Here is an 11,939-nt window from a genome sequence, read left to right as displayed (position 1 = left end):
CAAAATGAGGATTGAACTTGCTAAACTCCCGCCCCTGATGTTAGACTGGATTGGTCCCGATTATATGACCAAAGAAAAATTCGCTCTAAGGGGGGACGATGTACCATGTTATCCCTTTTTTCACAATCCCTCCAACAGCAGCCTGGAACGCAAACGACAGGTATGAGATGCGTTTTCCTCTGCTTTTGCTGCTATTACGCTTTGTTCTGATTTAATTGTGAAATAAGATACGTGTTCGATATTTACCATTGCACCCTTTTCAAGAGATTATCTCTTGACAAATAAGAGAATCCGTCAGTATGCTATGGCTCAGGATAGGAATCAATCCGAATCTTCTCTTGCATGTACTGATTCGCCGAAAACATGGAATGGATTTTGATAAGGAGTACACAATGGCCCGCTTTCATATCGACCGCTTTTTGATTTTATCCTGTCTTTTACTCATCGTTCTTTCCGCAGCATCCTGTCACCGAACCTCATCCAGTGCCGCAAAACCGCTGTCTTCATTCGATACTCAGGTCCGTCCATGGGTCGCCCAAATGACTCTCGATGAGAAAATCGGACAGATGACACAGGCGGAATTGTCAGGCCTCAAAGACATGTCGGATATTGAAACCTATTTTATCGGCTCGATTCTCAGCGGCGGTAATTCCGATCCCAAAGAAGGCAACAGCCTGGAGGCATGGACCAATGTCTATGATGAGTGCCAAAAGCACGCTCTGAAAACCCGTCTGAAAATCCCCCTGCTGTATGGCATCGACGGTGTTCATGGTCACAACAATGTCATCGGTGCGGTGGTATTCCCTCACAATATCGGTCTGGGCTGCACCCGCAATCCGGACCTGGTCAGGGAAGTCGCCCGCATTACCGCTCTGGAAATTCGGGCCACAGGCATCAACTGGACTTTTGCCCCCTGTATTACGGTACCACAGGATGAACGCTGGGGCCGCACCTATGAAGGCTTTTCGGAAGATCCTGTTCTGGTCAGCCAGCTCGGTCGGGCTGCCGTGGAAGGCTTTCAGGGATCCGATTTGTCCAATCCGGTTACGGTGCTGGCCTGTGCCAAACACTATGTCGGTGACGGCGGAACGACCTATGGCTCAGCCCAGAAACCCAACAGCAGAAGCCTGCTGGATCAGGGCGATACCCGTGTGGACGAGGCCACCCTGCGACGGATTCACCTGTATCCGTATCCTGCCTCGATTGCCGCCGGGGTCGGGTCGATTATGCCTTCGTATAACAGCTGGAACGGTTCCAAATGCTCCGGCAATCAATACCTGTTGACCGACGTCCTCAAAAAGGAGCTGGGGTTTGATGGTTTCCTGATTTCCGACTATAACGCGATCGACCAGATTACCCCGGACTACAAAACCGCCATCATGCTTTCCATCAACGCCGGCATGGATATGGCCATGGTCCCTAACAGCTACCGGGAATACATCAAATGCCTCAAGGAACTCGTGCAGGAAGGCAAAATCCCGATGTCACGTATTGACGATGCGGTCACGCGTATTTTGCGTGTCAAGGCCGCAATGGGCCTTCTGGACAAGCATGCTTCGGTTCTGGCCGACCGCACGCTCCATCAGGATTTCGGCTCCCTCAGGCATCGTCAGGTTGCCCGACAGGCCGTCCGGGAATCGCTGGTTCTGTTGAAGAATCAGGGCAAAACGCTGCCCCTGTCCAAAACCATCAGTCGGATCCATGTTGCCGGCAAGAATGCCGATGATATCGGTAACCAGTGCGGCGGATGGACTATCGACTGGCAGGGTAAAAGCGGCGCCATCACCACCGGCGGCACCACAATTCTTGCTGCCATCAAGAAAACCGTCTCCGCCGCTACACAGGTGACATTCTCCAAAGATGGTACAGGGGCTGAGGGGGCCACTGTGGGCATCGTGGTGATTGGTGAGACCCCGTATGCTGAAATGGAAGGCGACCGCAGCGACCTGGCCCTGGACAACGCAGATGTTCAGACAGTGACTGAGATGAAAAAGGCTGGTATTCCGGTGGTGGTCGTCCTGCTGTCAGGCCGTCCGATGATTATTAACAGCGTACTGGAGCAGGCAGACGCTTTTGTGGCAGCATGGCTGCCCGGTACAGAAGGTCAGGGTGTTGCCGATGTGTTGTTCGGCGATTATAAGCCTACCGGCAAGCTGTCATATACCTGGCCGCGTTCCATGGATCAGATTCCAATCAATATCGGCGACAAGAATTATGACCCGCTGTTTCCGTATGGTTTCGGCCTGACTTATTAACAGAACATGATGCGACGCGAGAATACACACAGGCAGCGGCTGCTGGGCATGGCAAGCCTTTTATTGGGTTCGCTCTGCTGGGGCAGCACTGATATTCGGCTGAATTCGCTGGGCTTTTTGCCATCGATGCCCAAGAAGGCAGCGATCATTAAATCCTGCTCTGATTTTACGGTCCATCAGTCCTCCGACAACCGCGTCGTTTATGCCGGCAAGACCACCGGTCCGACATTTCAAAAAGATGTCAATCAGGACGTCTGGATTGCAGATTTTTCGGAAGTTAAAACCCCCGGGCAGTATTATCTGACAATCCCCGGCGTCGGGCGTTCAATTGACTTCCCGATAGGCGATAAGGTCTATGACTCCGCCTTTTATACGGTCATGCGGGGTTTTACTCTGTGGCGATGCGGTACGGCAGTCCAGGGCGAGCATAATGGCATTCGGTATAGTCATGCCCCCTGCCACTTAAATGATGCGTACCAGACATACATCGGTTTTGGCGACACCATCCGCGATGGCACCGGCGGCTGGCATGACGCCGGAGACTATGGCAAGTACACCGTCAATGCAGGCATTACTGTGGGGATGTTGTTTCTAGCCTGGGATCACTTTCAATCCCGGCTTCAATCCTTCCCATTGGACATTCCCGACTCTGCCGCCGGCTGGCCGGACTTTCTCAAAGAAATTAAATGGGAAATCGACTGGCTCTTGAAAATGCAGTATCCTGACGGTTCCGGCAAAATCTCTCATAAACTGACGCCGCTGGATTTCCCCGGATTTATCATGCCGGAAAACGATGATTCCAGGACCTATTTTACCGACTGGGGCTCTGCCGCCACGGCTGATTTTGTCGCCATGACCGCCATGGCCGCACGGTATTTTAAGCCTTATGATGCCGCTTATGCTCAGCGGTGTCTGGAAGCATCGAAGAACAGCTATGCGTTTCTGAAAGCGAATCCCGCCGACAAAAAACCGGATCAGAAGGCCTTTTCGACCGGCGGATACGGCACATCGGATTCGGATGACCGGCTCTGGGCAGCTGCGGAACTGTGGCAGACCACCGGCGATACCCAGGTCCTGCAGGATTTTGAAAATCAGGCCAAGACCATCGACAACAAAATTGAAATCGCATGGGATTGGTCCAATGTCCGAAATCTCGCGATGTTTACCTATCTGCTGTCAGGCCGGGAAGGCAAGAATCCGGATATTGCCGAGGATGTCAGGCGAGAGTTACTCTCTGTTGCAGACGCCATCGTCCAGCAGGCCCGCAGGGATGTGTACAGCAGACCGCTTGGCGGCACGTATTACTGGGGCAGCAACGGGACTGTCGCCCGGCAGACGCTGACCCTGCAGATTGCTTACAAAATAGACCCAAAACCCGAGTATCGCTACACCGCGTTAGACGCAATCTCGCATCTATTCGGACATAATACCTATGGTCGATCTTTTGTCACCGGAATCGGATATCTGCCGCCAATGAATCCCCACGACCGGCGTTCGGGAGCGGATGGGATTAAAGATCCCTGGCCGGGTTATCTGGTCGGCGGCGGAACCTCTGCTGTCAACTGGAAAGATAGTCAGGATGATTACCGAACCAACGAAATCGCCATCAACTGGCAGGCGGCACTGGTTTATGCCCTGGCCGGATTTGTCAGTCAATAAAGGTTTCCATCAACATAGAACAAGGAGTAGCAATGACGAACATTCTCAAACACAAAAAAGGATTCACGGTTATTATCATTCTTTTGCTGCTGACTGTCATCCAGACTGGGTGGTGTCAGCAGGCCGCATCGGATGGAAAATGGATGCTGTGGTATCCCAAGCCTGCTGAAAAGTGGGTCGAGGCACTGCCGATTGGAAACGGGATCATGGGCGCGATGATCTTCGGCAAGACCGACGTCGAACGCATCCAGTTTAACGAAGACAGCCTCTGGACCGGCCAGCCCTGTGATTATCAGAATCCCGGCGCTGCTGAGGTCCTGCCCCAACTGCGGCAGCTTTTATTTGACGGCAAACAGGCCGAAGCTGAAAAACTGGCGATGGAACGCTTTATGAGTAATCCGCTTAAACAGGCGTTTTACCAGCCCTTTGGTGACCTGAAGCTGACCTTCGACGGACATCAGAACCCCACCGACTATCGCCGCAGTCTCGACCTGCGGGATGCGATATCCCGCGTCCAGTATAAAGTCAATGAGGTGACCTATACGCGGGAGATTTTCGCCAGTTATCCAGATCGGGTGATTGTCGTCAAATTATCCTGCAACAAGCCGGGGGCGCTGTCCTTTCTGGCCCAACTGACCAGCCCGCACCGTTCGTCTCAGATTGTTCGTTTGAATGATTACAGCCTCGCCCTTCGCGGGCAGGTTACCAATCGCGGCGAGAACGGCCAGGAAAGCAAACTGCGATTTGAGGCGCAATTGCTGGCGGTGGCCCAGAGCGGCCAGTGCTTCGTGTCCGATAACGGCATTCAGATTACCAATGCCGATTCGGTCACTCTGCTGCTGACGGCGGCAACCAGCTATGTCAATTACAAGGATATCTCAGCCGACCCCACTGCCCGATGTGAGAAGATTTGTGCAGCAGTCCAGCAGCATTCCTATGACCAGCTCAAGCAGCGTCATCTGGCCGATTATCAGGCTTTGATGCATCGCGTCGATATCGAGCTGGGCGACACACCGGCTTCACAAAATCCTACCGACCAGCGCATTCGGGAATTCAGCAAAACCGAAGACCCCGCTCTGGCCGCTCTGTATTTCCAGTTCGGACGGTATCTGCTGATTGCCTCCAGCCGTCCCGGCGGCCAGCCTGCCAATCTGCAGGGACTCTGGAATGAGCAGATGTCACCGCCGTGGGGAAGCAAGTACACCGTCAACATCAATACCGAAATGAATTACTGGCCTGCTCAGACGACCAACCTGTTTGAATGCGCCGAGCCGCTGTTTGGTCTGATTGAGGACTGCTCTCAAACGGGTGCCCTGACGGCCAAAACCTACTATAACTGCCCCGGCTGGGTTCTGCACCACAACACCGATCTGTGGCGGGCAACCGCGGCAATCAACCATTCCAATCACGGCATTTGGGTTACTGGCGGTGCCTGGCTGTGCCAGCACCTCTGGTGGCAATATGAATTCACCGGAGACAAGGAATTCCTGAAAAACCGGGCTTACCCGATTATCAAAAGTGCAGCGGAATTTTTTGCCGCTTATCTTGTCGAAGACCCGCGCAATCCGAATCGGTGGCTCATCTCGGGACCGTCGAATTCGCCTGAACAGGGCGGCTTAGTCATGGGGCCGACGATGGACCATCAAATCATTCGGGCGTTGTTTACCAATTGCATCGATGCCTCCAAAATCCTTGACGTCGATGCTGATTTCCGTGAGAAACTGGTTTCTATGCGTGCCCGAATCGCGCCCAACATGATTGGCAAGCACGGCCAGCTTCAGGAATGGCTGGAAGATGTGGACGATCCCCGAAATGAGCACCGTCATATTTCCCACCTGTGGGGGCTGCATCCGGGGCAGGAAATCAACCGCTACGATACACCCGAGCTGTGGCAGGCTGCCCGCAAATCCCTGGAATTCCGCGGCGACGGCGGAACCGGCTGGTCGATGGGCTGGAAAATCAATTGCTGGGCCCGCTTCCACGACGGCAACCATGCCTTCACCATGCTGAAAAACCAATTGACGCCGGAAAAAACGCTGCCCAACCTGTTCGATAATCATCCGCCATTCCAGATTGACGGCAACTTTGGCGCTACCTCTGGCATCACCGAAATGCTGCTGCAATCCCATGCCGGGCGAGTGGAACTGCTGCCCGCTTTGCCTGACGCCTGGGCGAACGGCTCCGTCAAAGGTCTTCGAGCCCGCGGCGGCTTTGAAGTGGATATTCAATGGAACGAAGGCAAGCTTACCAAAGCCACTATTAAAAACCTGACAGGACAACCACTGAAGGTGCGGTATGGCGGCAAGGACCTCACGCTGGAAATCCCCAAAGGACAAGCCCGCACCCTGACTGCAGCGCAGTTTAAATAGGCTTTGATGCTATCGCAGGCAATCCTGTATCAGTGCACAGAAACGTTGTCCAATAACCGCCGCGTCATGTTGTTGGGCAACGTTTCTTCCATTTTGGCCCATGCTCTGCCGAAGGGATGCATCATTCACAAGAACCGTTATGGCATCGATCCATTCGTCTTGCTCTACAGCAGCAAGCCCTGTTTTACCGCCCATCAGAAAATCAGCATTAATCCCTACCGGCGACGCAATGACCGGAAGCCCTGCCGCGAAATACTGCAAAATCTTGAAGCCGCACTTGCCGCGGGTAAACTGATCATCCGGCAGCGGACACAGCCCAATATCGCAGGCTGCTAAATCCGCCGCCTCGGTTTCCAGCGACCAGGCCTTCTTCTCAACTGTCATCGCGGACAGGTCAAAAAAATCGTCACAAATGATTCGCAAAACCACCTGTGGACAGGTCCTGCCAATCTGTTCCAGGACGGGCGACAATTTCTTTAAATACCGCAATGTCGCCTTACTCCCAATCCAAACCAGGCGAATTTTATCATCTGTCGGCGTTTTTTTTATGCTGCAAAATTTCGACGTATCCAATCCGGTTGGCAGAATATGGATATTCGAGCAAAACGGCCGGGCTTGTCCGGCCAGCCAGGCATTGCCCGCAATCACACAATCGACCAGCCGCATCGTCCGCTCAAACAGACGAAAATGGCTCGAATGTCGGCAGTCGGGCTTGTGCGGACTGAACATAATCGCATCATCAAAATCATAGATGATTCGACGGGCATGCTTGCGTAAAATGCGGGCATCCCAGACATTCAGCGTCTTTTTGTGCAGCAGGACCGCATCATACTGCCGTGCCCCGGCAAACAGCTTCCACCGTGCCCAGTACCCCTTCGGGAACCGTGCCACAGTACAGAACACCCCTGCCGCTTCCAACTGTGGCAGGTAAATCCCAATCCGCTGCCGGAAACTGGCCCGGTCCGGATTATGCGATAAAATCAATAATTTCATCGATCGACCGGTTCAGAGAATCACTTTCCAGGGGACATCCAAATCCCCCCTATCAATCAATTCCAGAAAATACTTGGCCATTTGAGTACAATTATATTGGGCATGTGCATGTTCCATTCCTGCCTGGGCTAATTGCAGACGCTGGTCTTCATGAGCGAGATACCATTGAGCCAATTCAAAAAATTCCTCTTCGGTATCAAAGTATCGCAGATGTTTTTGATCTTCGTGCAGCAATTCTGTTTGTGGAACACGCTTGGCTAAAACACACGTGCCACAAGACAAGCTGTTAATCAAACGATCTGAATGATAGAGCGGGATATCGTTGGTAATATTAATACTTAAAGTAATTTTGGCTCCGCTGAGCGCATAAAAATAATCCAGACCTTCAACCCGAGGCACCCCAAAAGAACCATACACCCGACAATGCGGCATTTTGGAAATGGTCTCAACCAAATGATGGCGATCTCCGGCCAGCCCCAGCCGCTGATGTATCGCTTTGCCAGTAAAGATAATGTCTGCCTGCCATGCCGGGTCCGTGGTATATCGATATTGAATGTCCGGATCACAAATATTGGGCAAAAAGGCACATCGCGGCACGCCGGCTTTTTTGTAGGTCTCCAGAAACGGTCCAGCACTGGTATTGACAACCATATCACACTGGGCTGCAATCGACAGACGCTCGGGATTTTTCTCAGGAAAGGGGTCTTCATCGCGTCCTGCAACAACGGCATGTGGTGCGGCCTGACGTATGGCCTTAACGGTATTGGGGGTCAGATATTTCATGCTCAGAATAAACACCACATCGGGATAGTACGCTTTAATCTGATCCGCCAGCAGTTCATCGGTATAGCGTTTGACAAATCCGGGCATAAAACGCCGAAAATGTTTTCCAGAAAACGGATTAAATTGCGTCAAAATATTGCGATAACTGAATCGCTGGACATCGCAGCCGGCCCGAATAAGCCCTTTGACCCACATCCGCTGTGAAATACGGATTGATTTGGGCGATTCCTCCTTAAAGTCCGCAATAACCATAATACGTCTGGCTGGTCTCATGATTTCTTCTCACAGGATAGCATCATTTCTTTTATGATACTCTTGGATCTCTGGATTTGTTTTTGTCTTAACTGATGAATATTATCATATAATGTCTGAATTACAGACGACCGCTTGGCGTGCATGGACTCGATAAGCTCGCGAACATACCCTGGCTGAAATGTGTCTGTTGAAACAACCGCGTCTTGCTGCGAAATGGATTTCATGTAATCATAACATTTGGGTTGGTAAGCAATGGAAATCGAAGGGATATATGCCAATGTAGCCAGGGCCGTTCCATGCAGCCGCATCCCAACAAAAACACACACATGCTGTTTCACATGGTGCATAAAATCAGTATGATTCACATAAAATGAATGAATATGTAAAGTCGTTTGAGTTTGTTCAGCAATATATCTCGTAAGCGGGTAATCTCTGGGCCACAACACGTACCAATATATTTCCCATCCGGCTTGTTTGAGCATTCGGACTAAATCGATATAAGCCTGAAGATAGTGATCTCCTTCTCCATACATCATCCCTTTTGTTTCTGCCACATTCAGTCCAATCCCCCCACGGGGGGCGGAATCCAGAGATGCTGCCTGTCGATCCATAGCAAAATATAGTACCGGATCCCCAATTACTTCTGCATTCTGGATACCCCAGTCCTGAAGTATCCGCAGCGAATCTGGTCCGCGCACGCCAATATATGGGCACTGCTGAAGAATCTGTTTCCATATCGCAACTGCCTCATCCCATTCCTGGGCCCCCAGGCGCTGTCTCCAAAAATCCGGATGATTTACGCCCGTACCAAAAACCACGGTATGCCGGCACAACTCAAAACATCGCCTGGTATGCATTGCGTTGCTTCGTTTCCCGGCAATCATCGTGCCGCCTGCCAACACCGCATTCTTTATTTCAGGAAGAACCTTGAAAGACCAGGACCAGCAGCCCTTGGGGTAATCCACCAGAGAAAATGGAGCAAAATACTGCTGCATGGCCGCATACAGCGCTTCGTCCCCGAGATTCTGATGACCATTCCATCCCGACACATACGCCAAATGAGGCTTATTGCCGAAGTAATATTGTCGCAAAAAACGCCAGCTATTTAGCAACGACTTGGCTTTCATTATCATCTCCCGGGACTTACTTGAACAGATACTTGATTGCAATCCTCTGCTTTTCAAGATGATAAAAGCAAAACCATCCCAGCCGCACCCCCAACAGCATTTTCAAAACTTTCAGCATCTTTGAGTTTGCATAATAGCGGTAATCATACTTAAACTGAAAATACTGATTGGCCTTATATCTTAATTCCAGAGCAGACAGGGCTTTTTGTTTTTTGGTTCGTCCTGACCAAAAACCTGTTTCGGTAATATGATATACCGAGAGCACTTCATCTAAATAACACAAGTCTCCATGAGTTAAATACAGAAGGAGCAGATGAGAATCCAAAACCATAAAATTCGGCAGCGTGGAAAAATCGATGATATTGCGATACACACGGGATGACGGATGGATAGGTATCTTATCATGAATCGTATATCGCTCCTTGATTTCATATTTCGCTTTATCTACAATATACCACTCCTTTTGATGAATCATATCTCTGCACAATACATTATGCCCACAGATGCTGCAATCGGGATGCTGCTCCAGCAAATTCACCTGTTTTTGCAGCTTGTCTTCTCCACACCAGTAATCATCTCCCTCCAAAAATGCAAAATAGGGGGTGCGTACCCGCATCAATCCCTGTTTAAAATTTTCCATCACTCCCAGATTCCGGGGGTTCAGAAAAAGTTCTATTTGATCAGGGTATTTTTCTTTATACTGCCGGCAAATTGCCGGGGTCTGATCTGTGGAACAATCTTCCAACACATGAACCACATACGGAAAGCGGGTCTTCTGTGCTAAAATAGACTCAATCGCACGGCCAATGGTTTGTTCATGATTATAGGTTAGTAATAGGACTGTCAGTAATTCCATAACTATTTTGTCGCCTCGATAACCGTGGAATCTGCACGACGTTCCGCATTCAATAACTCAGGATGACGACTGGAACGAACATCACACTGGATAATTGCGTCCGGACTAAAACCGGCTTCCACCAGCCGTCTTTTCATCTCCGGCGCAGTGTACATATAAAGATGCCCTCCTCCTTCCCGGATGCAGGTATTCAGCATATAACATCCTGATGGAAACCATTCCGCCTTGGCCAGTCGGACCCATTCCATATTTCTCCAGGTATCATCCTGATAGGCCTTGATCAACGTATCCAAATCTGGAAACGCCGTTCGCAACACCCCCATCGGCTTCAGGACACGATAGCATTCTTTCATAAAGGCAAGCCCATCTTCATAAGACAGATGTTCAATAAAATGCTCATTGAAGATGTAGTCCACAGAACTATCCGGAAATGGAATCCCCTTGCGAACATCCACACGCATATCTCTTTGGGCATGGCGATCATAGTCCATATTGATCCACCCGTCTTTATGATTGGCCCCGCACCCAATATGAAGCTTTACGGGTACTTTTCTGGCATTGCATGCTTTGAGAAAAGAGACCGCTTTTCGTTTGGCTCCGAATAAATCCATGGTTAATTCCTGATTGCTTTGATAATGTTGACGATGTGACGAGCCGTTTTTTCTCCCAGGTCGCCGTAAAAAGGCAAACAGAGCACTTCCTGTTTAACTTGATTGGCGTTTGGCAAATATTCAGGCCGGGAAGACGGAAGATCTTTATAAGGCTCGTATTCTGAACATAAAGGATAAAAATATTTTCGGGAATAAACATTATACTGTTTGAGACGATCATAGAGTTCGTTTCTTGAACACCCAAACAGCCGCTCATTAATTCGAATCACATAATATTGGAGAGAATCGGTAACCCCCTCGGGCATTTTAACAATCGTGATTCCTTCGATCCGGTCTAATTCCGCATCATAAATCGCTCGTATCCGGAGACGTTTTTCTTTTTCTTTTTGGAATAAATTCAGATTTAAAAGACCTATCGCGGCCTGAATTTCGTTCATCTTGCCATTGAGCCCGACATCCACCACTTCGTCTTCGTTTTTGATCCCGAAGTTTCTCAGGTAATAGATTTTGTTCTTATAGCAGGGTTCCGAGTATGCAAGACAGCCGCCCTCAATGGTATTATACAACTTTGTAGCATGAAAACTAAACATGCTGATATGTCCAAAATGACTGATGGGTTTGCCAGAGACTTCGGTTGTAAATGCATGAGCGGCATCATAGATTATTTTTAGATTATGACGATCTGCAATTTGCTGGATTTTCACCACGTCACAGGGAATACCATACACATGAACCCCCAGGATGGCTGAGGTATTCGGTGTAATGGCTTTTTCTATGGATTCCGGATCCAACGTCATAGATACCGGATGAATATCGCAAAATACGGGTGTAAGCCGATTCCAGGTAATGCAGTGCGGTGTCGCCGGAAATGTAAACGGCGTGGTAATCACCTCACTGCCGACCGGCAGATCCAATGCTCGCAATGCAGCAAGCAGGGCAATCGCTCCATTGTTAAACAGCGATATCCCTCCTGCATCCAGCAGAATTCTCAATTTCGTCTCCAATTCTCCATGAAAAGTCCCGTGATTTGT

General features: G+C 50.0%; 9 protein-coding genes. 3 read left to right on the top strand and 6 right to left on the bottom strand.

Annotated features, from left to right (window positions below; genetic code table 11):
* Positions 1 to 392: 392 nt before the first annotated feature.
* Genes ACQ9LF_RS13805 through ACQ9LF_RS13795 form a run of 3 tightly spaced genes read left to right on the top strand, consistent with a single transcriptional unit; the run spans position 393 to position 6,283 of the window.
* The gene (locus ACQ9LF_RS13805; RefSeq protein ID WP_462490004.1) at positions 393 to 2,255 is read left to right on the top strand and encodes a glycoside hydrolase family 3 protein; all 1,863 of its coding nucleotides are present in this window, start codon (positions 393 to 395) and stop codon (positions 2,253 to 2,255) included.
* Positions 2,256 to 2,261: 6 nt separating this feature from the next.
* Entirely contained in the window at positions 2,262 to 3,914 is a 1,653-nt protein-coding gene (locus ACQ9LF_RS13800) for a glycoside hydrolase family 9 protein (RefSeq protein WP_462490003.1), read from the top strand.
* Between the two features lie 32 nt (positions 3,915 to 3,946).
* Positions 3,947 to 6,283: a glycoside hydrolase family 95 protein gene (locus ACQ9LF_RS13795; RefSeq protein WP_462490002.1), complete on the top strand. Its 2,337-nt coding sequence runs from the start codon at positions 3,947 to 3,949 to the stop codon at positions 6,281 to 6,283.
* Between the two features lie 9 nt (positions 6,284 to 6,292).
* Here ACQ9LF_RS13795 and ACQ9LF_RS13790 read toward each other — a convergent pair whose 3' ends face one another.
* From ACQ9LF_RS13790 to ACQ9LF_RS13765, 6 genes are all read right to left on the bottom strand, one after another.
* Positions 6,293 to 7,276 (bottom strand): glycosyltransferase family 4 protein, encoded by a 984-nt coding sequence (locus ACQ9LF_RS13790; protein WP_462490001.1) that lies wholly within the window; start codon positions 7,274 to 7,276, stop codon positions 6,293 to 6,295.
* A gap of 12 nt (positions 7,277 to 7,288) precedes the next feature.
* Positions 7,289 to 8,332, bottom strand: coding sequence for a glycosyltransferase family protein (locus ACQ9LF_RS13785; protein ID WP_462490000.1), 1,044 nt, complete (start codon positions 8,330 to 8,332; stop codon positions 7,289 to 7,291).
* Positions 8,329 to 9,441 carry a polysaccharide pyruvyl transferase family protein gene (locus ACQ9LF_RS13780; RefSeq protein ID WP_462489999.1) on the bottom strand — a complete coding sequence of 371 codons (1,113 nt, stop codon included), beginning with the start codon at positions 9,439 to 9,441 and terminating at the stop codon, positions 8,329 to 8,331. The genes ACQ9LF_RS13785 and ACQ9LF_RS13780 overlap by 4 nt, the downstream gene beginning before the upstream one ends.
* 16 nt (positions 9,442 to 9,457) lie before the next feature.
* Positions 9,458 to 10,297 (bottom strand): glycosyltransferase family 2 protein, encoded by an 840-nt coding sequence (locus tag ACQ9LF_RS13775; protein WP_462489998.1) that lies wholly within the window; start codon positions 10,295 to 10,297, stop codon positions 9,458 to 9,460.
* 2 nt (positions 10,298 to 10,299) lie between these two features.
* Positions 10,300 to 10,908, bottom strand: coding sequence for a class I SAM-dependent methyltransferase (locus ACQ9LF_RS13770; RefSeq protein WP_462489997.1), 609 nt, complete (start codon positions 10,906 to 10,908; stop codon positions 10,300 to 10,302).
* A gap of 2 nt (positions 10,909 to 10,910) precedes the next feature.
* On the bottom strand, positions 10,911 to 11,939 hold a 1,029-nt coding region (locus ACQ9LF_RS13765), incomplete at its 5' end, for a DegT/DnrJ/EryC1/StrS family aminotransferase (protein WP_462489996.1).

It is taken from the genome of Anaeroglomus insulsum (genome assembly GCF_050689095.1).
Classification (GTDB): Bacteria; Planctomycetota; Phycisphaerae; order Sedimentisphaerales; family Anaerohalosphaeraceae; genus Anaeroglomus; species Anaeroglomus insulsum.
The sequence above is the reverse complement of the archived record's forward strand: the minus strand, read 5'-3'. Positions and strand labels throughout refer to the sequence as shown.